Genomic DNA, 23,552 nt, shown 5'->3' on the forward strand with positions numbered 1-23,552 from the left:
CCGTTTATGACGAACCCGCCCCCCGACAGCAAGCGAAAGAACGCCACCACCCCCACGGAACCGCCGCCCCGGTCGTTCCGCACGCGCAGCATGGCGGCCCTTCTGCCCCATATCAGCAGGCCGGTTTTTCGCAAGCAGTCCCCCGCCGCCGTGCAGGTCATGTCGGACTGGCCTGATATAGTCGGCCCCCATCTGGCCGCCACGACCGTACCGCGCAGACTGGCCGCCGGGACGCTGACCGTGGCCTGTTCAGGGCCGGTGGCGATGGAACTGCAGCATCTTGCGCCCGCCGTCATCGCCCGCATCAACACCACATGCGGACAGGGCGTGGTCAAACGCCTGAGAATGGTTCAGGACCTGACCATGACGCCCCGCCCCGTCGCCCGGCCCGCCCCACGCACGGCACCTGCGCCCGTTCAGATCGACGACATGCCCGATGGCCCGCTGAAGGAAGCACTTGGCCGTCTGGGCGGCTGGCTGAACGCATCCCGCGACCCGAAAACCCGGCGATAGGTGCCCTGACCACTCCCCTTCCGCCAGACGGAAGGAAACGGCCCCGGTTACAGACCGGGCGACGCCTGCCATGAAAACGCCTTACGCATGATCGTGAATGATCTGTCACATAATGACAGGTGCCCAAGGCTGGATATCTGGCCGGAAGGCACCAATATCCGATGGCAGGATGTCAGATAAAGGAAACTGACCACATGCGTAAATTGGCCCTGTTGCTGGCCGTGTCCGTGGGACTGGTCGGCGCGTTGCCCGCACCTTCCGCCTATGCATGGCGTGGGGGCGGATGGGGTGGCCCCGGCTGGCACGGCGGCGGCTGGCGTGGTGGCTGGGGCTGGGGTGGCTTCGGCATGGGCATCGCCGCCGGGACCGCACTGGGTGTCGCCATGTCCCCTTACCGTTACGGACCTTATGGTTACGGCTATCGCTACCCGGTCTATGGCTACGGTTATCCGCCGCCCTATCCGGTTTATGCCTATCCGCCGCCGCCTCCACCGCCGCCACCGGCCTATTACGGCGGATATTACCGTTAAGGCGCGCCCCGCGCGGCCTGTACGAAGGCGTGGATCAGTGCTGCGGATTTGACGCCGGGGGCGGACTCCACCCCGGATGACACATCTACGGCACGCGTGCCGCTCTGATCTATGGCGCGCCGTACATTGTCAGGCGTCAGGCCCCCGGCCAGCAGCCACGGGACGGGGGCCTGCCAGCCTTTGGTCAGGGTCCAGTCAAAGGCATGGGCATTGCCACCGGGCCGGTCGGAACCGGCAGGCGCACGGGATTCGATGACCAGCCCATCCACCGCACAGTTTTGGGGCAGGTCAGCAGCAGCGGCAATCCCGGCCGCCTGCCATACCGGCAGGCCGAACCGCGCGCGGATTGCGGCGGCGCGGGGACCATCATCATAGATCTGCAATCCATCAAGCGGCACATGATCCAGCACGGTGCGGATCTCGTCATCCGTGGGCCGGACAAACAGCCCGATGCGCTGCGGGCCAGCGGACATCATGCCACGCGCCAGTTCTCCGGCCACATCCGGCGTTACATGGCGTGGAGAACGGCCGAAAAACACGAATCCGATCCAGTCCGCCCCTGCGGCACAGGCTGCATCCAGCCCGATCCGATCACGGATACCGCATATCTTGACCCTGACCGCCATATGACCCGTGCCCTCGACCCGGTTCAGGCAGACAGTTCCGCCGCAATCGCGGCGGCGGCGGCGGCGGGATCGGATGCACGGGTAATAGGGCGACCCACCACAATCCAGTCCGCCCCGGCATCGCGTGCCTGGGCGGGGGTCATGACCCGTTTCTGGTCCCCCGGCGCACTGCCTGCCGGACGGATACCGGGCACGACCAGCACCGGCTTGTCGCCCAGCGCCTGCCGCAGGGGCGCGATCTCATGCGAAGAACAGACAAGCCCGTCCGCGCCGGATTCAATGGCCAGACGACCCAGCCGCACGACCTGTGCTTCCACGCTGCCCTCAACCCCGGTTTCATGCAGGGCACCGGCATCCATGCTGGTCAGGACGGTGACGGCCAGCAGCAGGGGACGTGCATTTTCGGGGAAGGTCTCATTCACCGCAACGCGAGCCGCCGCGATCATGGCCCGGCCACCTGACGCATGGATGGTCAGCATGGCGGGACGCAGTGCGGCAAGGCTGCCAATGGCGGATGCGACGGTGTTGGGGATATCGTGCAGTTTCAGGTCAAGGAACAGCGGACTGCCCCCCGCCGCCTCACGCACGGCGTCCAGCCCGCAGGCATAGGTAAACTCAAGCCCCAGCTTGACCGCCCCGGCATGTCCGGCGGTTTCGTGCCGCCAGCGCACGGCCTGCGCCGTGTCCTTGGTATCGAGGGCAACAATCAGGCGGGTGGACCGTCCACGCATTGGCGGTAACTCCGGTGCAGGCTATGGGGCGTAAGGAAAAGGTTCAGGAACCGGGACGTTCCGTGCCGCCGGGGGCATCCGGCACGGGGGCCGGGGGCGTTTCCGTTACGGCGGGCGGCGTGACGGGGGCCGCAGGCTGCGCCGCATAGGCCCGCAGCATGGGCGAGTCGGCAGGCGCCGACGTCAGGCCGGGAGCACGCGGAGCGGTTTCATCCGTGCTGTCCAGACGGGCGCGCAGGGTGCGCACTTCCTGTTCGGCGCGGCGGGCGCGCCGCATCTGGCGCAGCACCACGATCCATACGCTGGCCGATCCCGTGGCATAGAGCAGGGCCGCGACCAGCAGCGCCAGCACGCCGGGCGATGACGTCCATTTCCACTGCAGCCATGACAGTTCCACCGGCGCCTGATTACAGGCGGCGAAAATGATCAGCGCCACGATCACGGGCAGGGTGATGAAAAGACGTATCATGATCCTGTTTCCCTACCGCCAACCACGGGGACCTGCAAGAAAATCAATTCATCCGGCGCACTGCTTGATCGCGCGCGGCAGCCGTGGTTGCCTGTAGGTACAGGCCGCGACAGCGCCGTTGCGACCGGCACGGGGGCGAAACAATGGGCAAGGTCGTCATTTTTCGTACTACGGCGCGGCGTGATGAATCCTGGGCCGTGATCGCACGCACCGGGCGCGACACGCGGGTCGCCAGCATCTATCCCACGCGGAATGCGGCCGAAGCCGACTGCGAATGGCGCAGCAGGCAGGTTGCGGCCTATCGTGGCTTTCTGGAACGCAACAACGTGGCCGTGCCCCATTACAGCATCCGGCCCTACCGCAGGGCGGACCTGCCGCGCGCATGGCGGCCCCTGCCCGCGCTGGGGTTCCTGCACGGGCAATGCTGAGGCATGGATTAAGTTGCTTTTGATCCGCTGGCGGGCAAAATCACGATCCGGCCCGCGCGGCTGCCGACTGCAAACGGAGACCCCATGACCGATACCCCTTCCGTCCTTTCTCCCGTTCTGGAGCAGGCGGACCGCACGCTTGATGCCGCTGTCGATCGGCTGTTCGCCTTCCTGCGCATACCCAGCATTTCCACCCAGCCCGAACACGCGGCGGACTGCGCGCGCGCGGCGAAGTGGCTGCATGACGAACTCGACAGTCTCGGCTTTGACGCGCGGATATGCGAAACCGCTGGCCATCCCATCCTGATCGCCCATGACCGCACCCCGCCAGAAGGGCCGCATGTGCTGTTCTATGGCCATTACGACGTACAGCCCGTCGATCCGCTGGAACTGTGGAACAGTGGCCCGTTCGAGCCGGTCATGGATACGGCGGAAGACGGCACGCAGCGTATCGTCGCCCGTGGCGCATCGGATGATAAGGGGCAGGTCATGACCTTTATCGAAGCCATACGCGCCATCCGCGCGACACAGGGCACGATGCCGGTGCGCATCTCCCTGCTGATCGAAGGGGAGGAAGAATGCGGCGGCCCCAACCTCGTTCCCTTCATGGAAGCCCATCGCGAGGAACTGCGCGCCGATGTGGGGCTGATCTGCGATACCGCCATGCTGCCCGGCGTGCCCGCCATCACCACCGCCCTGCGCGGCATGGTGGGCGAGGAAGTCCACCTGCGCTGTGCCCGGCGCGACCTGCATTCCGGTGTTTATGGCAATGCCGCGCGCAACCCGGCGGAACTGCTGTGCCAGATCCTGTCCTCCATCCGCGATCCCGAAACGGGGCGCGTGACGCTGCCGGGATTCTACGCGGGCGTGCAGGCCCCGCCGCAGGCGCTGCGTGAGCGGTGGCGTGAAATCGCGCCGGATGACGCCACATTCCTTGGCGAGGTCGGACTTTCGGTTCCCGCCGGGGAGAAGGGCTATACCGCCATCGAACAGACATGGTGCCGCCCCAGCTTCGAGATCAACGGCATTTCCAGCGGTTACACCGGTGAAGGGTTCAAGACCGTGCTGCCCGGTGAGGCGGTGGCCAAGGTTTCGTTCCGGCTGGTGGCGGGGCAGGACCCTGTCCGCATCCGTCAGGCTTTCTGCAGCCATGTCCGCAGCATGCTGCCCGAAGACTGCACCGTTACCTTTGCCCAGGCCGGCGGCTCGCCTGCCTGCACCGTGCCGGAGCAGGCGTTCGGCCTGCAGCCAGCCCTTGCCGCGCTGGGGGATGAATGGGGCACGCCTGCGGTGACCATCGGCTGTGGCGGCTCGATTCCCGTGGCGGGGGATATGCAGCGCATACTGGGCATGTCGGCGCTGCTGGTGGGTTTCGCACTGGATGACGACCGCGCCCATTCCCCCAACGAGAAGTATGAACTGACATCCTTCCACAGGGGCATCCGGTCGTGGGTCCGTATCCTGCACGCCATGGCCACCCCCGATGCATGAAGGTGAACTGCCGCTGGCCCTGACCATGGGCGACCCGGCGGGCATCGGGCCGGAGATCACGGCAGGTGCGTGGCGGGCCATGCGCCATGGGGCGGGGCATTTCGCCGTTATCGGGGATGCGCAGGCGATCGGGCAGTACGACGTGCCGGTGCGTGAGATCGACACCATCGCACAGGCCGCCGGTGTGTTTGCCAACGCCGTGCCGGTGCTGCCGGTCAGCCTGCCTGTGCCCCCCACGCCCGGTCAGCCGGACAGTCGCAATGCCGGGGCGATCACCGCCAGCATCGCGCGGGCGGTGGAACTGGCCCGCACGGGACAGGCGGCGGCGGTCGTCACCTGCCCCATCAGCAAGATCGTGCTGAAAAACGCAGGCTTCCCCTATCCGGGCCATACGGAATACCTTGCAGCCCTGTGCGATGTCTCCGGCGCGGAGGTCATGATGCTGGCCTGCCCCGAACTGCGTGTGGTGCCGGTGACCATCCATGTCAGCCTGCGCCGCGCGCTGGATGAACTGGATACGGCAGGCATCATCGCCGCGACACGCACCACCCATGCGGCGCTGCGCCGGGATTTTGGCATTGCTTCCCCGCGCATCGCCATCGCCGGGCTGAACCCCCACGCGGGCGAAAGCGGCAGCATGGGCACGGAGGAGCAGACGGTCATCGCCCCCGCGCTGGAGGCCCTGCGTGCCGATGGCATGGATATAAGCGGCCCGTGGCCCCCCGATACCATGTTCACCCCCGCGGCACGGGCGCGATACGATGTAGCGATGTGCATGTATCACGATCAGGCGCTGATCCCGCTTAAGACCATCGACATGACGCAGGGGGTCAATATCACGCTGGGCCTGCCCATCATCCGCACATCGCCCGATCACGGCACCGCCTTCGACATTGCGGGGCGCGGCGTGGCCGATCCGTCCAGCCTTGTCGCCGCCTTGCGCATGGCCATGCAGATGGCCGAACACAGGAACAGGTCATGAATACATCCCGTCCCGCCACGATCCGGCTGGGGGTCAACATCGATCACGTCGCAACCGTGCGCAACGCGCGCGGCGGCCATCACCCCGACCCGGTCCGCGCCGCCCTGCTGGCACAGGACACGGGCGCGGACGGCATCACCGCCCATCTGCGTGAAGACCGCCGCCATATCCGTGATGCCGACCTTGAGCGCCTGCGCGGTGAACTGCGCATTCCGCTGAACATGGAAATGGCCGCGACGGAGGAAATGACCGCTATCGCCACCCGCCTGCGCCCCCATGCGTGCTGCCTCGTGCCCGAGCGCAGACAGGAGGTCACGACCGAAGGCGGGCTGGATGTACGCGGGCAGGCCACCATGCTTGCCCCGCGCATTGCGCGCATGCGGGACGCGGGCATCCGGGTCTCGCTGTTCATCGACCCGGACGCAGCCCAGATCGAAACGGCGGCGCAACTGGGCGCGGCGGTCGTGGAACTGCATACCGGCGCCTATGCCGACGCCACGGATGAAGCGGCGAGGGCCGTGGAACTGGGCCGCCTGACCACGGGCGCCGCCCATGCCGCGCGATGCGGGCTGGAAGTCCATGCGGGCCACGGGCTGACCTATGACAACGTGACGCCCGTTGCAGCACTGCCGCAGGTGACTGAACTCAATATCGGTCACTTCCTGATCGGTCAGGCCATTTTTGACGGCCTGCCCGCCGTCATCCGCCACATGAAGGAGCTGATGGCGGCGGCGCGTAGCTGAACACCGCCCTCCGCCCCCACCGGTTACGGCGGGGCGGAAGGGTAAGGCATTACACGACGCCGATCACCACGACGCGGCCTGTTCCATGGTTTTGACGGGGGCCTCAGCCCCCCGTGCCACCTACCGTCAGGCCGGTCATTTTAAGGGTCGGCTGGCCCACGCCCACCGGCACGCCCTGACCGGCCTTGCCGCAGGTGCCGATGCCGGGGTCCAGCGCGGGTTCGCCACCGATCATGGTCACCTTGGTCATGGCATCCGCACCGTTACCGATCAGGGTTGCCCCCCGCACGGGGGCGGTGATGCGGCCGTCTTCGATCAGATAGGCTTCGGATGCGGCGAACACGAATTTGCCCGAAGTGATGTCCACCTGTCCCCCACCGAAATTGACGGCGTAGAGGCCGCGCTTCGTGGTGCGGATCATGTCTTCCGTCGTGGCGTCACCGCCAAGCATGATGGTGTTGGTCATGCGCGGCATGGGCGCATGGGCGTAGGACTGCCGCCGCCCGTTACCCGTGGGGGCCACGCCCATGAGGCGGGCATTGAGACGATCCTGCAGATAGCCGGTCAGGATTCCGTCCTCGATCATTACGGTGCGACCCGTGGGGGTGCCTTCATCGTCAATGGTCAGGCTGCCGCGCCGTTCGGGCAGGGTGCCGTCATCCACCACCGTCACACCGGGGGCCGCGACACGCTTGCCCATAAGCCCCGCGAAGGCGGAGGTACCCTTGCGGTTGAAATCGCCTTCCAGCCCGTGGCCCACGGCTTCATGCAGCAGGATGCCGGGCCACCCGGCCCCCAGCACCACTTCCATCTCCCCCGCCGGGGCGGGGCGGGCATCGAGATTGACCAGCGCCATGCGCAGCGCCTCATCCACCGCGTTCTTCCACACCTGCGGCGCGAGAAGCCGGGAATAGGAGTAGCGGCCACCCAGTCCGTGACCGCCGCTCTCACGCCGTCCGTCCTGTTCCACCACGACCGATACATTCATGCGGACCAACGGGCGGATGTCAGCCATGCGCTGCCCGTCGGGGCGCAGGATCTGGATTGCCTGCCATTCCGCCGAAATGGACGCCATCACCTGCACCACGCGCGCATCCCGCCCCCGGGCATAGGTATCAAGTTCCGACAGCATGGCCGCACGGGTGGCGAACGCACCTTCCCCCAGCGGGTTGATGTCCGGATACAGGCGGTGATTGGTCGAACGCGGCCCCGTCGCCAGCGTGCCCGTGCGGCCAGCGCGTATCTGGGTTACGGTTTCAGCCGCGCGCCGGATGGCGCTTTCGCTTATTTCATCGGAATGGGCAAAACCGGTTTCCTCCTCCAGCACGGCACGCAGGCCAAAGCCGGAAGATGTGTCGAAGGTGGCGGAACGGATCACGCCCTCATCAAGGGAGATGGCCTCACTTTCACGATATTCCAGAAAGAGTTCCCCATCGTCCATGCCCTCCAGCGCCTGCTGGACAAGGCGTTCGGCATCGGGGCGGCCCAGGCGGGCGCTCGCGCGCTCGAAAAACAGGGCATCGGTTGCAGCCAGCGGGGAAAGACCCTGAAGGGATGCGGGCATGAATGGCAACTCCGGTTGGCGGAACAGGTAAGGGACACGAAACGCTCAGGCCGCTCAGCCCGGCAGGGGGCGGGCAGCATAGCCCGCTTTGCCCCCATGGGAAAGTTGGGGAGCCTTCGTGACCGGTGCCATACGTGAAAATGAACTTCCCTCCATCTGGAAGGTTTCCCTTTGTGATAGGCAGGAAAGGCAGGGCATTGTGCAAGAATTGGGTATCCATTGTTCGAAGAAACGGCGTCTCGTGAAAATTTCCCTTCTGTGTGGTTCAAGTCTCTCCCGGTCCCTTCCCCGTCATGCCGGGCTTCTTCTGGCCGGTCTGCTTTACGCAGGGACCCCGGCCCTGGCCCAGACAGAACCTGCCGCCCAACAGGCCACGTCCCCCGCGCAGCCCTCCGCTGCCGTCCCGTCCGCGCCCCCCGCCGGTGCGGAACGGACAGCAGCGGCACCTTCCGCCACCGTTCCCGCCCCGACTGACAGTACAGCGGCCACACCCGCGAAACAGGGGGAACAGACGCCTTCGGTGCCAACGCCTGAACCGCTGTCTGGGAGCGGAACCATGCCGTCTGCATCACCCGTCACGACTCCGGCGGCTGGCCCCGCCAGCACCGATACGCCGCCCGTTGCCCCGTCACCCGCCACAGCGGACGGGTCCGGTACGGGCAACACCACGACAACAGCCCCCCCCCCCGCTGCCGCGCCCACACCAGCCCCGACGGCGGTGGAGCCACCCGCGCGCCCTGATGCGTCCGCGCCCACTCCCTCCACGGCGGCAGGCGGCCCTACGGCCAACAGCGATACGAATGTAACGGCTACTCCGGCTGCCCCCACAGCAGCGGCCCGGCCTACCGCCCCTGCTCCCGCCACGCCCATGCCGGCAAGCGGACCCACGGCCAATAGCGTTCCGGCAGCCCCGGGCAATGCGTCCGCCCCTGCCGCCGCGCAACCGGCTGCCGCACCGCCAGCAGGTCAGGCACAGGCAGGCAGCACCAGCCCTGCGCCGAAGGATGCGGCACAGGCCGCAACCACGCAGCCCCACGCGGCAGGCGTGCCACTGGCACCCGTCGAGGACCTGCGCCCACCGTCCATTGCACTGGACGGTCTGTTCCAGGCCATTGGTGAGGCCCATATCTACACCGACGCCAAGACCGCCGCCGACGCCATACCCGATGAAGCCCCGGCAGACCTGCTGGCCGAGTACAAGATCGCCCGGCTGCGTCCTGATTTCTCGCTCAAGGATTTCGTGGCGCAGCACTTCACCCTGCCCGAACGCAAGACCGTGTCGTACCAGCGCAGCCCGGATGAAAACGTGCGCGATTACATCAACGGCATGTGGGAAGTGCTGAGCCGCCCGCCGGACATGGCGGTTGCCTATTCATCCCAGCTCCCGCTGCCCTACACCTATGTCGTGCCCGGTGGCCGTTTCAGTGAACTTTATTACTGGGACAGCTACTTCACGATGATCGGGCTGTATGAAAACCAGAAAATCGATCTCATGCGCGACATGGTGCGCGACATGGCGGCGATGATCGACCGGTATGGCCATATTCCCAACGGTAGCCGGACCTATTACCTCAGCCGGTCGGAACCGCCGTTCTTCTCGCTCATGGTCGATCTTCTGGCCATGCATGACGGGCAACTAGCCTACACCACCTTCCTGCCCGAACTGCAGGCTGAATACGATTACTGGATGGACGGGCAGGATTCCGTGCCCCCCGGCGGAGCCTACCGCCGCGTGGTGCGCCTGCCGGACGGGACGGTCATGAACCGCCACTGGGATGACCGCGACACCCCGCGCGACGAAAGCTACCCGCAGGACGTGGCCACCGCCGCCCATTCCGACCGACCGAAGGAAGAGGTCTACCGTGACCTGCGGGCGGGATCGGAAACGGGGTGGGATTTCTCCTCCCGCTGGCTGGCGGACGGGCATACCCTGTCCACCATCCACACCACGGACCTGCTTACGGTCGAACTGAACTGCCTGATCCCGCACCTGCAGCAGACACTGGCCCATGCCTATGAGCTGAAAGGCGACAAGGAAGCGGCAGCGCGCTATGCGCGTCTGGCGGAAGAACGCATTGAAGCGGTCCGCCGCGTCCTGTGGGACGAGCGCAGGGCCGCCTACATTGATTATGACTGGAAGAAGGGCGAGTCGACCTCCATCCTGTCCGGGGCGACCGTCATGCCGCTGTTCCTGCAGATGGCGACACCGGAACAGGCAAAGGCGGTATCGGAAACCGTAAGAAAGAACCTGCTTCAGGTCGGCGGCCTGATCGCCACCGAACGCACCAGCGGACAGCAGTGGGATGCCCCCAATGGCTGGGCCCCGCTACAGTGGATGGCGGTAAAGGGCTTCAACGAATACGGTTATGATACGCTCGCCAGCGACATTGCAGCGCGCTGGATGGGGCGCGTGATCGGCACCTACGAAAAATCCGGCGTGCTTCTGGAAAAATATGATGTGGTCAATCCCTACATCAATCCCAAAGGCGGCAAGGGCGGCGGCGAATACCCGATGCAGATCGGCTTTGGCTGGACCAACGGCACGCTGCTGGGCTTCATGAACCGTTACCCGCAGAACACCCGCGTAGTGCTTGACCGCAACCCGGCGGCTGACCAGCCTTCACCCCAGCCGCTTCCGCCCATGAACGCCTATGGCGTCCAGACCGATGCGGATACGCTGAGCCGCTACAGCCTGCCCACACTGGACCTGACGCCACGTCCGGTGGCACCGACCCCGGCGCTGCCGCAGATGTCCACCGTGGGGGCCAGCGCCCCGACATCGGCAACGCAGATCCCTGCCCCCGCCCCTGTATCGCCGCCTGCCCAGTCCGAAGCGGCACCGGCAGCCACATCGACCACGCCAGCACAACAGCAGCAGGACGCAGGCAGCACTGCCGCGCAGGCCACCCCGGCAACTCCGCAACAGGCACCTGCATCTGCATCCACGCCGACGACGGATACCGCCGCAACAGCGCCTGCGGCGACCCAGAACACGGCGGCCACACCGCAAGCCGCGCCACCGAAGGTGGAAACACCGGCGCAGCCTGCCGACAACGCATCGGGCACCACCACGCCATCTGCGCCGTCCACACCTGCGCCCGCGCAGGTGGAGCAGCCCGCAGCCCGACCGGTCCCGCCTGATGCCGGTTCAGGCCAGACGGAACAGAAGGCCGCCCCCGCCACAGGCGAAAACGTATCCCAGCCCAAATAAGAAAAGGGGGAGACCATGGTCTCCCCCTTTTTTCAATCCGGCATGGACAGGCACCAGCATACGCTCAGCTACCGGCTCCAGCGATCCTCATGGCTGGTGTAGACGCCACGGATCTCATTGGCCTCATACTCCCCCAGGTCGATCGAATGCCGGATATAGAAATTGCGATAATTCTCGCTGACATGCGGGTGCCAGCGCAGACTGAAGGCAAAGAGGTTGATCCCGCCCAGCAGGATGATCGGCACGATACGCAGCAGGTACCACCGGGCTGACTGTGAAAAAGGGCGCATCTTGTCCTAGTAAAGCAGATGGGTGTGATGAAACCAGATGACCGTAAACACCAGCAGCGTAACACAGAAAAACGCCACTACCGTCCTGCGGGTCGCAGGACGCCTGTCCATCAGCCACGCATATACGATCATGAAAAAGAAAGGGTTCGCCATAACGATGCGATGGATGGACACAAGGCCGGATGAAGAGGCCACCAGAAACGTGACCAGCAGCACCGTTGCCTCCAGATAGAGTTTCTTCCGGAACCCTTCGTAAATCACCAGCACGTCCACCAGCGCCGCAATCACCAGATTGAGGTGGGTTTTATGGGTAATATTGTACCATGCCCAGTAGCCGGGAAAATGAAAGACCCGGTGCCACGCAATCTGCACATGCGAAAACGCCAGGCTGTCACCCATAAAATAATAGAGGTAGATCATGAACAGTGAGATGCCGGTCCCACCAGCCGTGACCAGCAGGGCCGCATTCGTGACAGGCGCCGCAAGTAAGGCCAGACGCTGCCCGCCCCTGTTCCCCGATGTCTGCCGCCATGCGTTGAACAGGTAGAATACGGCAAATGTCAGCACGCATAATATGCCAGTCGGCCGGGTCAGGCACAGAAGCAGGGCACAGAGCGACGCCACGAAAAAGCGGTTATTCAGGACCGACCATGCCATTCCCATAAGGAACAGCCCGAACATGCATTCGCTATACTGTATCCTGAACCATAGTGTGGCCGGGAAGGTAAAGAAGAACACGAAGTAGAAGCGGTAATCAACCGGCCCCCATTTCCTGTTCTGGTACAGGTAGCACAGACAGGCCACAACAGGCAGCAGCATGGCGTTCAGGATCATACCTGCGGCTTCCACCGACACGCCAGTCAGATGCGCCATCCCCCGGATGGAAAGGGGAAAAGCAGGAAAGAACGCCCAGTTCGCCTCCCCCAGCCAACGCGCAGCGAGGGAGGGAGCATGTTCGTATCCCTGCCGGGCAATACGCATGTAGGCGTCGAAACAGTCCCACTGGCACGATGCCGCGACAACCCCGCCAGAAGGCAGGGCCAATACCGCAACGCAGGCAAGCACCACAACATGCACAAGAAGAAGGTAAGCCCAGATTCTGGTTTTCATATAGGTTCCGATTACTGCCCTGCAGACCCGCTTCAGATAACTGACACCTGATGAAAGGCACAGAGATTGCCTACGCCGCCCGTGAAGGGAGCACGGAAGAATCCGGTTTTATGCCCGGCCTGAAATGCACCGACGGTCATGCGCCTCCCGAGTGGCAGAACCCAGCCACCGGGGCGCAAAGGAAAAACAGCTTTACCGCCATAATAGACACACAGGCCCATAAGGCGTTTTGCATCCCCGATACCCACAACAATACCGCGGCGCACCCGGCTCCTGATCCCCGCAGCAGCTACGTATCTCACAGCTTCCCGATCCCCTGATGTATCCTGCTTTCATAAATGGTCATGCCCTGACTGAACTGGTCATAATCAGGCGGCGCAGTACAGGCTGGCGCGACGCGGAAAAGGCAGAATTCCCGTCGACAGGCAATGGCGGAATCCTCGGGTGGGGATGACCAGGCCCGGCCATAAGTTATGATGTAGTTATAACCACCCGACAGGGCGGCAAGGGATGGCCCGTCACCGGCGAAGTAGATCGGGACATCCCGGCGGCTGAAATAGGAATACCCCCCCGTATGGGCCCATTCGCCCCGCACGGGAAACGCCAGCCCACAGAGGTCCTTCTGCCGTGCCGCCACCTGCTGCAAATGGATCAGGGCATTACTGTTGCGGATACGGGCAAGGTAATTTTGCTGTACAAAGCCGGACAGCGACACGATGGCCAGCCCCATCATGGCCCAATGCCCCGGACGCAGGACGGAAACATGATCCATCCACTCACCAAACCGCATGGCCGCCACCGCAAGCAGAAGCGGAATGGCGCCATAAATGAACGAGGGTTCCTTATGCCCGATCACTGAATGGGAAAGGATGATTATCCCCGCCACTGCGGAAGGCATGGGGAACTGACGGCATCCGCGCAGGAAAAAGAACGCGACAATGGCAAAACCGACCTGCCATCGGCCCAACAGATCGACAATATAGAAATAGAATGGGGCCGTTCCATAAGTGGCGGCGATGTTCTGCCCGATATTGGCATGTACATTACGGAAAACAGATCCAAAGAACGTACCGGACGTATGCAGGTCCACCAGACCGTAACCGGCTACAGGCAAGGCAGAAGCGACAGCCATAAGCGCCACGACAGCGGGGCGACGCCGGAGCCACCAGGCCATCCACGCCAGCGCGAGAAGGCCAGCGGGCATAAGCTGGAACCGCAGTCCTGCGCCACAGCCGATAAAGAACGCAGCCGCCCCATACAGGGCGACATCATAGGATCGACGCCATGAAACCGTAAACGCACCGGCGGACGGCAATGCGTGGGCTACCACCCCCAGAAGCGTGCCCAGCGCCAGCAGATTGCCGCCCAGCACCTCCGTCGTCGTACGCGAAGCGCCCAGCACAAGATCCGGCCACAGGGCACCGACAAGGCCGCAGGCCACCAGCCCTGTCCGCCCCGCCACAATTGCCCCCAGCGCCATGAAGACCGCAACAAGCCCCAGCGACAGGACACACAGGATACCCTGTATCCACAAAGGGGAATGACCAAGTCCGAGCGCGTCGGTTACACGCCACACCCCGGCGATCATATCCGGAAAGAGCCAGTTCCGGATACCGGCCTGCCATTCCCATGTCGTCACGCCATGACCGGTCAGTAAACGATGGGCAGGTTCAAGGGTCTGGAAGACTTCATCAGCCCGCAGGGCGGCAGGATAGAAATACGGTATCGAAAACCGATACAAAAAAGAAATAACAAATATGAATATTATGAAGGATACATTTATCCCGTTATTCTTTTTCATATCCCACATTCATTTTTCATTATGAATTGAGCCGGTCCGTAGAAAAAATATGGTCCCTTCTCATCGGGTCCGGGAACGTTCCTGAACTGACGGATTGCTCTGCCCCGGTTCTTCTGGGTCGCCGACAGGCTGGCGGTCCGTAAAATACCCCCTTCCGGTCACTACTCTGTTGCATAAGGAAGGAGACCAGTTCTCAGGTGGAACAGGAAATCTTATGCGGTATATGAAAAAACACCCCTGCCGGGTCTTATCGTCACGATGACGGCTGGCGTGAGACGCGGCTGTTTTTCCTGAGCATGTGGTGCACAATCATATGCGCGAACTGGAACAGGACTTTCTGGTCCATCTTGCTTTCCCCCACGTTACGGGTACGGAAGACAAATGGCAGTTCGATGACCTTGGGGGAGGTTTTCTGGACCATCAGCATATCCAGCAGGATCTTGAACCCGGTGCCCGACAGGTCGCTGACGGACTGGACAAACAGATCGCGGCGGGCTGCGAAAAAGCCGCTCATCGGGTCCTTGACACGCACCGGCAGGCAGAACTGCGCAAGCCGGATTCCGGCATTGGACAGGAACAGCCGCCAGCTATTGGCAAGGCCGCTGTTATCACCACCTTCGACATGACGGCTGCCGATGGCCACGTCATATCCATTGCGGGTTATGGCATCAGCCATCTGTTCCAGCAGGGTTTCGTCATGCTGCAGGTCCCCGTCCATCACCGCCACCACGGGGGCAGAGGATGACAGTATCCCTTCAATCACGGCCGATGAAAGCCCGCGCCGCCCAACCCGCAGGATGCCGCGTACCCGGCTGTCCATCTGCGCCAGACGCCACACCTCGTCTATGGTGCCATCAGGGGAACTGTCATCGACAAAGATCTGTTCCCAGTCATAACGGGTCACCGCACGCGCAACGCCATTGAACAGGGGTTCTATATTGCCCCGTTCATTATAGCAGGGAATGATGATGCTGAGGGCTGGCCCCGGGCGGGCTGTTTTCACTTCATGCGCTGACTGCGGCACGGGTTCAGGAGAAACTTGCATAATTCAGCGATGTCCCGGGGATTAACATACGGATACAGGCACGCTGCAATGGCAACGCGCCCCCTTATCACTCGGCGTGGGAAGGTAAAACATTTCCCCCCTTGCCGCAACATGAGCAGGGCCACCGGTACAAACAGAAACAGGCCGGTTACCTTACGGTAACCGGCCTGCAAAACTGGTCGGAGTGAGAGGATTCGAACCTCCGGCCCCTGCGTCCCGAACACAGTGCTCTACCAGGCTGAGCTACACTCCGTTGCAGGCGGCTATACAAGCCCATGCCCCTTTACGCAAGGGGAAGATGAAAAGATTTACAATGTCGTGACCCTGTCACGCGCGTCACTACGGGCCGGCAGTTCAGCCAGCGTCGCCATAAGTGCCGCCACATCGGGCACCACTTCGAACAGCGCGCGGGCCGTAGGGGCTGCGAAACCATCAGCGATGCTGGCATCGACCAGCGCCAGCAGCGGGTCCGCCCAGCCGGAGATATTGACGATGTAGATGGGCTTGTCATGCTGGCGAAGCTGCCGCCAGGTCATGATCTCGATCGTCTCGTCAAACGTGCCAAGGCCACCGGGCATCACCACAAAGGCATCGGATGCCTCGAACATCAGCGCCTTGCGCTCATGCATGCTTTCCGTCACGGTCAGGTCCGTCACCCCTTCATGCATGATCTCGCGCGTGTGCAGGAAGGAAGGGATAACCCCGGTAACGGCCCCGCCAGCCGCCAGCGTTGCATCCGCCACGGTGCCCATAAGCCCGACATGGCCCCCACCATAAACCAGCCGCAAACCGGCCTGCCCCAGTGCCGTGCCCAGTTCGCGGGCTTGCGCCGCGTATTCCGCCCGCGCCCCGAAACGCGATCCACAAAAAACGGCAACAGATGAAATCTGCATTTATCCAGCTCAGCTCCCGCAGCTATGTCACTTTGCCCGCACCACCCTTCAGCGGGGCAGAAATTTCAGCGCAATGGTCGCACCCACACCGGCGAACGTAAACAGGGCGGAGACAAGAAACAGCGCGCCATATCCCATTGTCTGGATCACCAAGCCCAGCAGCGGCCCCGACAGGCCCACGGCTATATCAAGGAAAACGGAAAACGCACCCAGCGCCGAACCCCTGTTTTCCGGCCCGACCCGGGCCACCGCCAGCACCCCCATGGCAGGAAAGACCAGTGAGAAACCGGCCCCCGTCAGCGCGGCCCCCAGTGCTGCCCCGGGCACGCTGTCACACTGCCACAGAACGACCAGTCCCAGCGTTTCCACCACAAGCGATACAAGGGCGACCACCAGCCCGCCGCGCCGGTCGATCTGGCGGGCGAACAGGAAGCGCATGAGGCTGAACATGACCCCGAACCCGGTCAGCGCCACGGCAGCCCCCTGCCAGTGATTATGGGCATAGAACAGGGCCAGACAGGCGGAAATCGTGCCAAACCCCACCGAACCGCAGGCCAGCACGATTCCATGCGGCAGGACGCGCATGAACACGGCCTTGAATGGCATGGGCGGCCCCTTGCCGGGCACCGGGGGCACCGGTTCATACCGGCGGGCCAGCACGAACCCGAACAGGGTAAGGGCGGCGGATAACAGCCCCACCATGGTCAGGCCGCCAAATGGCAGGGGCAGGCCGGACAGGACCTGACCAATGGGCGCGCCCAGCGCGATCCCGCCATAGGATGTAACCCCATTCCAGGAGATGACCTGCGCGGTCCGCGCCGCGCCTACGCGGCCGATATTCCACATGATGGCGCCCGTGGCGGTCCAGCTTTCCCCGATCCCGAGCAGGATGCGGCTCAGGATCAGCAATCCCATGGACAGCGCGGCAAAATGCATGAGGGCGCCGGACAGAAGCAGCATGACCCCCGACAGCGTGCAGATGGCCAGCCCCCGGACAACGGTGGGCTTGGCCCCCAGGCGGTCCGTCTGCCGCCCCGCACTGGCGCGCGAAGCGAATGTCGCCAGATACTGCACGGATACGGCCAGCCCCGCCAGAACGGTATTGTAGCCCAGCACCTGATTTACAAAAACCGGAATGACCGCCATCGGCAGGCCGATATCGATATAGCACAGGAGGTTGAACAGCACGACGGCCAGTATCCGCCGTGTATGGGACACCGATGATGCCTGCGAGCCGGACATGATACGCATACACTCCACGAACTGAGAAACAGGCGCCCCGGCCGGCGCGCGCGTGACGGCAATCCTGACCTGCCTGAGAAAATGGCTTTGTAACGAAAGCACAATACGGATTAAGGAAAAATCTTAAAAACCCGGGCGATCACCTTTAGCCCTACACAATCTCCTGTGCGGGACGCAAACGGGCGGCACGGGGCATGATGACACAGGATGCACGCCACATGACGCAATCCCCAACACCCGATGCGGGTGGATACATCACCGTCTCCAGCCGCGTGGCCTATGAAAACCCATGGACGCGCGTGAGGGAGGACATCATCATCCGCCCCGATGGCAGGCAGGGCCTGTACGGCGTGGTGGAACGGGGCGATTTTGTCGTGATCCTGCCGTTATGGAACGATACCGACGGCCCGCGCGTGACCCTTATCCGCCAGTACCGCTATCCTGTGCGGAAACGGATGTGGGAACTGCCCATGGGCATGTGGGAACACCGCCCCGATGCCGCCCCCGATGAGGTCGCACGCGGCGAACTGCGCGAGGAAACCGGCCTTGTCGCTGATACGATGCGCGATGCCGGCCTGCTGTACCAGGGTGCGGGCATCACCACCCAGAAGGGCCGTGTTTACCTTGCCACCGGCCTGCGGCAGGGTCCGCACCAGCGCGAGGAAACGGAAGCCGACATTACCTGCCATACCGTAACCCTGCCGGAAATGGAGGCGATGATTACGGATGGACGCATTACCTGCATGGTCACAATTGCCGCATTCGGGCTGATCCGGGCACGCGGCTGGATCTAGCCGCGCGACGGGATGCTCTACCTGCACAAGGGCGCGAGGTAACGCTCCAGATTAACGCGCAGCGGCATAAGATAGGTGTTGCCGCCCGCCTGCGCGACTGCCGCCATCATCTGGCGGGCGAAGGCAATGTTCGCCTCCAGCGTCGGCTCAAAGTCCGGAGGGAAAATGACGTGGTTCGTCGTTTCCCAGTACGAGCGCGATTTTGGGCCGACTACCGGGGAAATGCCCCAGAACACGTTTTCCCCATGCAGCCAGTTCATACACAGATCCAGCATGCGCATGTCGAATACGGGCTGGGTAAACAATCCCGCCGCCCCGGCATCCTTCTTGCGCGCAACGGCTTCCATTTCCTGATACGGCGCACGGCGGTAAGGATCGAAGGCGGCATAGACCGTCAGGTGCGGTGCCTCACGGCGATAACGGGCGATCACGCTTTCGCTGGTATTGGGATAGGTACGGTGCTTCAGGTCCGATGGCGGATCGCCCTGCACCACCAGCACTTCGGTCAGGCCCTCATCATCCGCGCCGGGCAGCGGCGCATTGGGGGCAATGTCGATTGCGCGTATATGCGGGATCACGCGGGGAAAGACCGGCCGGATCAGGGTCGCGGCTTCCCAGCTTCGCAGCGGAAAGCGCAGCAGATCGGGGATATTGATCATCTGCGCATCGGGAAAACACTGACGGACCTCATGGGCGTCACGCAGCAGCGTTTCGGAATCGCGCGGGATCAGTTCAACAGACGTCAGGGTCATTTCACGCCGTCCGCTTTTCAACAATCACCCGTGCCGCATCAAGCGTGTTGCGCAGCAGGCAGGCAATCGTCATGGGACCGACCCCACCGGGCACAGGCGTAATGAGGCCCGCATGCTGCACGGCTTCGTCAAATTTCACGTCGCCCACCAACCGTGTCTTGCCTGACGGCAGGGTGACACGCGATATGCCCACGTCAATCACGGTGGCACCGGGCTTGATCCAGTCACCGCGCACCAGTTCACGCACCCCCGTCGCCACGACAAGGATGTCCGCCTGCCGTGCAAGGGCCGCCGTATCGCGGGTATCGATATGGGCAACGGTTACGGTGCAGCCTTCATGCAGCAGCAGTTCCGCCATGGGACGGCCCACAAGATTGGACGCACCGATCACCAGCGCGTCCTTGCCACGCATGTCCCCCACGTAATGACGCAGCAGCAGCAGGCAGCCCAGCGGCGTGCAGGGCACGATACCGGGCAGGCCCAGCGCAAGCCGCCCCGCATTGACCACCCCCAGCCCGTCCACATCCTTTTCGGGCAGGATGGCGTTGGTCACCGCAACCGGGTCCAGCCCGGCTGGCAGCGGCAACTGCACCAGAATACCATGGATTTCCGGATCGGCATTCAGTCGGGCAATCAGGCCCAGCAGTTCTTCCTGTGATGTGGTCGCGGGCAGCATATGCATGAACGAACGCATGCCTGCCCGATGGGTCTGCAGCGCCTTGTTGCGCACATAGACCTCACTGGCCGGATCATTTCCCACCAGCACGACCGCAAGACCGGGTGTGACATGGTGACGGTCATAGAAGGCGCGGACTTCGGTGGCGATATCCTGCGTCAGGCGGGCGGCAAATCCCTTTCCATCAATCAGGCGCGCGCCAGATGGTTCCTGCGCATCGGATACTGCTGGGCCGGTCATCATCCCTCCGGAAAGAAACATGGCAATGCGAGCAGATAAGGCAAGAAGCTACCGGGCGACAATCATTGCCTGCGGGTTTTCTGGCGCAAACGTTAAAAAAAATTTCCCTGTACCGTCACCGCACATAAAAAATGGCCGGGACGTCGCCGCCCCGGCCACCACGCGAACCGACTGATCGGGGATGACTTACTGGTCGTCGTCCTCACCCGTCGGGGCATCGTTGTCATCCGCATTGGGGCTGACCGCCACGAAAACGCTCTGCCCGTTACGTACCACCCGCAACAGCACGGAATGGTTGGCCTGCAGGGCCTGCCTTATGGCGGAAACCGTCGCGCGGGGGTTTTCAACCGGCACCTCGCCCACGGCCTGAATGACATCACCGGCATGGATACCGGCCTGTTCCGCAGGCGAACCGGGCTGCACGTCACTTACGACCACACCGCGCACCCCTTCTTCCAGCCCGAGCTGCTGGCGCATGTCAGGCGTAAGCGGGGCGAGGGTCACGCCAAGGCGGGGTCCCTTCTCCGCATCGTGCGAGGTATCACCCACCGTGCTGTCGGCTGTCCCACCCTTGCCAAGGCTGGCGATCGTAACGCTTGCCGTCTGCGGCCTGTTGTTGCGCAGGTAGGAAATGGAAGCCTTCGTGCCGGGGGTGATGGATGCCACCTCCACCGCCAGGGTGTGCGGTGTATCGACGGCGCGGCCATTGAGTTCGGTTACGACATCACCGGCCTTCAGTCCGGCCTTTTCGGCGGGGCTGCCGGAGCTTACACTGGCAACCAGCGCGCCGGTGGCGGGCGCACCGGATGCCGAAGGCTTCAGACCAAGCGCGCTGGCCATGGATGGCGTGATGACCTGCGCTGTCACCCCAAGGTAACCGCGTGTGACGTGGCCGGTCTTTTCAAGCTGGTCGACAACATTCTTGACGGTATCGGAAGGAATGGCGAAGCCGATCCCGATCGAACCACCCGATGGCGACAGGATGGCGGTATTCACGCCCACCACCTTGCCATCCTGCGTGAAAAGCGGACCGCCGGAATTGCCCCGGTTGATGGGGGCATCCACCTGAATGAAGGAATCATACGGGCCATCGCCAATGTCGCGGCCCCGGGCCGATACGATACCGGCCGTGACCGTCCCGCCCAGACCATAGGGATTGCCCACGGCAACCACCCATTCACCCGGTTCGACCCGATCGGAATCGCCCAGTTCGATAAAGCGCAGCTTGCTTGTGGGCGAGACCTTCAGCAGGGCGATATCGGTCTTGGAATCGCGTCCCACGATCTTGGCGGGCAGCGCCGTGCCATCATCCAGCGTGACCGTAACCTTGGTCGCACCCTTCACCACATGGTTGTTGGTCACCACATACCCGTCGGGCGAGATGATGAAGCCCGATCCGCGCGCCTCCACCGTCTGGTGGGACTGCTGCGGCATCATCTGGAACGGAAAGGGGAACGGGAAGCCGCCGCCGGGCATGCCACCCGCGCCCTGCTCCTCGCTCATGTCCGGGTCCTTGATGCGCGCGGTGATGGATACGACCGCGGGTTTGACCTGTTTGACGAGATGGACGAAATTCGGCAGCTGCTGAATCTGCGTATCAGGGCGGATAACCCCGCTGTCATCGGCCCGGGCCGGAGGGGCGGCGAGCAGACCGCCCCCAACTACCGTGCTGGCCACCAGAGAAGCCAGCAGCGAGCCACGAAACCGGCGCAAGGAAATGGTGTTCGACCGTAATACGTCTGACATGATACCCCTGAACATGATGGTCCTGCTGCAAACTCGAAACAACGGACGGGACTGATCGCCGATGCCTACAATCCCATTCCCTGCACTGTGCCACAAGGGAGCCGACCCCTCCTATACCGTTGCATGACAAATAGGTTAGGCACGCAGGTGGCGGAAAAAATCCTGTAGCATCCGTCCCGTTTCGCGCTCGCGCACGCCCCCCACGATTTCGGGGCGATGCAGGCAGCCGGGATGGGAAAACACGCGCGGACCATGCTCCACGCCGCCGCCCTTGGGGTCATAGGCGCCGAATACGATCCGCCCCACCCGGAAATGCGTGGCCGCCGCCGCACACATGGGACAAGGCTCCAGTGTGACGTACAGCACGCAGTCCGCAAGCCGACGCCCGCTGCGCTGCGCGGTTGCCGCACGCATCACCTGCATTTCCGCATGGGCGGAGGGATCATGCCATTCTTCCACCCGGTTGCCCGCGCGGGCCAGCAACTGCCCGTCCGGTCCGGACAGGGCAGCGCCCACCGGCACTTCCCCGCGCAGGGCGGCGGCCTGCGCCTCCTCCATCGCGATATCCATGAAATGGGCCGGTAACGGGCGTGAGCGTATCATGGCACCACGATAGCAAGCCCGCACGCCCCGGCAAGGCCGGGCCCTGCACCGCCATTGATCAGCGCCCCAGCGGTCGCACGTTCTGGACTGGATTCAGGCAACCCGGACCTGACAGTATCGTTACGTACTCAGGGGCAGGCCGGTCTTTTCCGGGCCGCGCCATCGCCCGGATCATAACCGGCCCATTTATTGGGGGGTAAGGTCATGCATACACTGACACTGGTTCTTGCCACCGCCGCCATCGTAGCGGGAATGGCCACGGCGGATGACACCACCCGCTACCGCCCCGTAAGGACGGGCCAGACCTGCGCCCTTACCTGCCTGCTCTATTCCGGTCCGCAATAGGGCAGGATACGGGGCAATCCGACACGGTCAGGGCATGGGCAGTTCGTTGACGGTCACGATACGCCACCCTTCCGTCAGGCGTTCAATCACGCTGAGCGCCAGATTCTGGATGGAAAAATGCAATGCGGTTTCGGCATGCACGCGCAGCGCATGCGCCAGCGCGGCCCGGATGGCACCCCCATGGCTGACCACCACCATGTCCTGACCCGCGTTCTGGTCAGCCAGCCGGTCCAGGCAGGCCCCGACGCGCGAACAGACCTGCACCATGCTTTCGCCCTGCGGCGGCAGTTCGGTCGCACTGACGGACCAGAAGGGATGGGCGGGCTGGCTCAGCCTGTTGGGCAGCGTATCGTGCGTAATGCCGTGCCAGTCGCCCATGGACTGTTCGGTAAAGTCAGGTTCCACCTGCCACGCATGCTCGCCATAACCGGCCTGCTGAATGGCGCGGGCCGTCTGCTGCGTACGTGACAGGGGGGACGTGAACCACAGGGCGCCACGCGGCAACCGGTGGGCCAGCGATTCGTACATGCGCCGCTGGGCCACCAGACTGTCGGGGCAGAGCGGCACGTCCATCGCGCCATACAACCGCATGCGGGCATTCTGTTCGACCAGCGCGTGGCGGATGAGCCAGAAACGGGTGACACCCTTCTGAAGCTGGGGTGTATCGAGAAAATTGCCGTGATTGTTCTGCGTCGTCACACTCAAAATCCGTCGGGAAGGAAAATCA

Annotated in this window: 24 protein-coding genes and 1 tRNA gene; 9 read left to right on the forward strand and 16 right to left on the reverse strand. The window is 63.5% G+C overall.

Going from position 1 to position 23,552, the window contains the following annotated elements; translation table 11 throughout:
- Window positions 1–6: 6 nt before the first annotated feature.
- Together CFR79_RS02155 and CFR79_RS02160 are read left to right on the forward strand one after the other, a co-directional pair.
- Window positions 7–513: a DUF721 domain-containing protein gene (locus CFR79_RS02155; protein WP_110546788.1), complete on the forward strand. Its 507-nt coding sequence runs from the start codon at window positions 7–9 to the stop codon at window positions 511–513.
- A 194-nt stretch (window positions 514–707) separates the two neighbouring features.
- Window positions 708–1,043 carry a hypothetical protein gene (locus tag CFR79_RS02160; RefSeq protein ID WP_102325024.1) on the forward strand — a complete coding sequence of 112 codons (336 nt, stop codon included), beginning with the start codon at window positions 708–710 and terminating at the stop codon, window positions 1,041–1,043.
- On the opposite strand, the gene CFR79_RS02165 is transcribed toward CFR79_RS02160, so the two are convergent.
- Genes CFR79_RS02165 through CFR79_RS02175 form a run of 3 tightly spaced genes read right to left on the reverse strand, consistent with a single transcriptional unit; the run spans window position 1,040 to window position 2,869 of the window.
- Window positions 1,040–1,669, reverse strand: coding sequence for a phosphoribosylanthranilate isomerase (locus tag CFR79_RS02165; RefSeq protein WP_110546789.1), 630 nt, complete (start codon window positions 1,667–1,669; stop codon window positions 1,040–1,042). The genes CFR79_RS02160 and CFR79_RS02165 overlap by 4 nt on opposite strands.
- 23 nt (window positions 1,670–1,692) lie before the next feature.
- Entirely contained in the window at window positions 1,693–2,400 is a 708-nt protein-coding gene (gene pyrF, locus CFR79_RS02170; RefSeq protein WP_110546790.1) for an orotidine-5'-phosphate decarboxylase, read from the reverse strand.
- A 43-nt stretch (window positions 2,401–2,443) separates the two neighbouring features.
- Entirely contained in the window at window positions 2,444–2,869 is a 426-nt protein-coding gene (locus CFR79_RS02175; protein ID WP_110546791.1) for a LapA family protein, read from the reverse strand.
- A 143-nt stretch (window positions 2,870–3,012) separates the two neighbouring features.
- Here CFR79_RS02175 and CFR79_RS02180 point away from each other — a divergent pair, with 143 nt between their 5' ends.
- From CFR79_RS02180 to CFR79_RS02195, 4 genes are all read left to right on the forward strand, one after another.
- Complete coding sequence (locus tag CFR79_RS02180; RefSeq protein ID WP_102325020.1) at window positions 3,013–3,297, forward strand: hypothetical protein; 285 nt, start codon at window positions 3,013–3,015, stop codon at window positions 3,295–3,297.
- Between the two features lie 84 nt (window positions 3,298–3,381).
- Entirely contained in the window at window positions 3,382–4,788 is a 1,407-nt protein-coding gene (locus CFR79_RS02185) for a M20/M25/M40 family metallo-hydrolase (RefSeq protein WP_110546792.1), read from the forward strand.
- Window positions 4,781–5,770: a 4-hydroxythreonine-4-phosphate dehydrogenase PdxA gene (gene pdxA / locus CFR79_RS02190; RefSeq protein ID WP_102325018.1), complete on the forward strand. Its 990-nt coding sequence runs from the start codon at window positions 4,781–4,783 to the stop codon at window positions 5,768–5,770. Before CFR79_RS02185 ends, pdxA begins: the two co-directional genes overlap by 8 nt.
- Complete coding sequence (locus tag CFR79_RS02195) at window positions 5,767–6,513, forward strand: pyridoxine 5'-phosphate synthase (protein ID WP_110546793.1); 747 nt, start codon at window positions 5,767–5,769, stop codon at window positions 6,511–6,513. The genes pdxA and CFR79_RS02195 overlap by 4 nt, the downstream gene beginning before the upstream one ends.
- 103 nt (window positions 6,514–6,616) lie before the next feature.
- Here the strand turns inward: CFR79_RS02195 and tldD are convergent, their stop codons facing one another.
- Window positions 6,617–8,077, reverse strand: a complete 1,461-nt coding sequence (tldD, locus tag CFR79_RS02200) for a metalloprotease TldD (protein ID WP_110546794.1) — start codon at window positions 8,075–8,077, stop codon at window positions 6,617–6,619.
- An 868-nt stretch (window positions 8,078–8,945) separates the two neighbouring features.
- Here tldD and treF point away from each other — a divergent pair.
- Window positions 8,946–11,288 (forward strand): alpha,alpha-trehalase TreF, encoded by a 2,343-nt coding sequence (gene treF / locus CFR79_RS02205; RefSeq protein ID WP_258373395.1) that lies wholly within the window; start codon window positions 8,946–8,948, stop codon window positions 11,286–11,288.
- Between the two features lie 68 nt (window positions 11,289–11,356).
- On the opposite strand, the gene CFR79_RS02210 is transcribed toward treF, so the two are convergent.
- From CFR79_RS02210 to CFR79_RS02245, 7 genes are all read right to left on the reverse strand, one after another.
- Complete coding sequence (locus CFR79_RS02210; RefSeq protein WP_110546795.1) at window positions 11,357–11,578, reverse strand: hypothetical protein; 222 nt, start codon at window positions 11,576–11,578, stop codon at window positions 11,357–11,359.
- A gap of 6 nt (window positions 11,579–11,584) precedes the next feature.
- Window positions 11,585–12,688: a hypothetical protein gene (locus CFR79_RS02215; protein ID WP_110546796.1), complete on the reverse strand. Its 1,104-nt coding sequence runs from the start codon at window positions 12,686–12,688 to the stop codon at window positions 11,585–11,587.
- A 298-nt stretch (window positions 12,689–12,986) separates the two neighbouring features.
- Window positions 12,987–14,498, reverse strand: coding sequence for a glycosyltransferase family protein (locus tag CFR79_RS02225; RefSeq protein ID WP_110546798.1), 1,512 nt, complete (start codon window positions 14,496–14,498; stop codon window positions 12,987–12,989).
- 244 nt (window positions 14,499–14,742) lie between these two features.
- Window positions 14,743–15,534, reverse strand: a complete 792-nt coding sequence (locus CFR79_RS02230; protein ID WP_110546799.1) for a polyprenol monophosphomannose synthase — start codon at window positions 15,532–15,534, stop codon at window positions 14,743–14,745.
- A 176-nt stretch (window positions 15,535–15,710) separates the two neighbouring features.
- Window positions 15,711–15,787, reverse strand: a tRNA-Pro gene (locus CFR79_RS02235).
- 55 nt (window positions 15,788–15,842) lie between these two features.
- Window positions 15,843–16,427 carry an LOG family protein gene (locus CFR79_RS02240; protein WP_102325009.1) on the reverse strand — a complete coding sequence of 195 codons (585 nt, stop codon included), beginning with the start codon at window positions 16,425–16,427 and terminating at the stop codon, window positions 15,843–15,845.
- A 48-nt stretch (window positions 16,428–16,475) separates the two neighbouring features.
- Window positions 16,476–17,678, reverse strand: a complete 1,203-nt coding sequence (locus tag CFR79_RS02245; protein WP_102325008.1) for an MFS transporter — start codon at window positions 17,676–17,678, stop codon at window positions 16,476–16,478.
- 209 nt (window positions 17,679–17,887) lie between these two features.
- Here CFR79_RS02245 and CFR79_RS02250 point away from each other — a divergent pair, with 209 nt between their 5' ends.
- Window positions 17,888–18,463, forward strand: a complete 576-nt coding sequence (locus tag CFR79_RS02250) for an NUDIX domain-containing protein (RefSeq protein WP_110546800.1) — start codon at window positions 17,888–17,890, stop codon at window positions 18,461–18,463.
- A 17-nt stretch (window positions 18,464–18,480) separates the two neighbouring features.
- Here CFR79_RS02250 and CFR79_RS02255 read toward each other — a convergent pair whose 3' ends face one another.
- From CFR79_RS02255 to CFR79_RS02270, 4 genes are all read right to left on the reverse strand, one after another.
- Window positions 18,481–19,215 carry a methylenetetrahydrofolate reductase gene (locus tag CFR79_RS02255; RefSeq protein ID WP_110546801.1) on the reverse strand — a complete coding sequence of 245 codons (735 nt, stop codon included), beginning with the start codon at window positions 19,213–19,215 and terminating at the stop codon, window positions 18,481–18,483.
- A gap of 1 nt (window position 19,216) precedes the next feature.
- The gene (gene folD / locus CFR79_RS02260) at window positions 19,217–20,131 is read right to left on the reverse strand and encodes a bifunctional methylenetetrahydrofolate dehydrogenase/methenyltetrahydrofolate cyclohydrolase FolD (protein ID WP_102325279.1); all 915 of its coding nucleotides are present in this window, start codon (window positions 20,129–20,131) and stop codon (window positions 19,217–19,219) included.
- Window positions 20,132–20,317: 186 nt separating this feature from the next.
- Window positions 20,318–21,892: a Do family serine endopeptidase gene (locus tag CFR79_RS02265; protein WP_102325005.1), complete on the reverse strand. Its 1,575-nt coding sequence runs from the start codon at window positions 21,890–21,892 to the stop codon at window positions 20,318–20,320.
- A gap of 120 nt (window positions 21,893–22,012) precedes the next feature.
- Window positions 22,013–22,447 carry a nucleoside deaminase gene (locus tag CFR79_RS02270; protein WP_371207379.1) on the reverse strand — a complete coding sequence of 145 codons (435 nt, stop codon included), beginning with the start codon at window positions 22,445–22,447 and terminating at the stop codon, window positions 22,013–22,015.
- 237 nt (window positions 22,448–22,684) lie between these two features.
- On the opposite strand from CFR79_RS02270, the gene CFR79_RS15765 reads away from it, so the two are divergent.
- A complete protein-coding gene (locus CFR79_RS15765) occupies window positions 22,685–22,825 on the forward strand; it encodes a hypothetical protein (RefSeq protein WP_162900411.1) in 141 nt (46 codons plus the stop codon).
- A gap of 27 nt (window positions 22,826–22,852) precedes the next feature.
- Here the strand turns inward: CFR79_RS15765 and CFR79_RS02275 are convergent, their stop codons facing one another.
- Window positions 22,853–23,524, reverse strand: coding sequence for a histidine phosphatase family protein (locus tag CFR79_RS02275; RefSeq protein WP_110546802.1), 672 nt, complete (start codon window positions 23,522–23,524; stop codon window positions 22,853–22,855).
- Window positions 23,525–23,552 lie beyond the last annotated feature (28 nt).

Source organism: Komagataeibacter saccharivorans, assembly GCF_003207825.1.
In the GTDB taxonomy this organism is placed as follows: Bacteria; Pseudomonadota; Alphaproteobacteria; order Acetobacterales; family Acetobacteraceae; genus Komagataeibacter; species Komagataeibacter saccharivorans.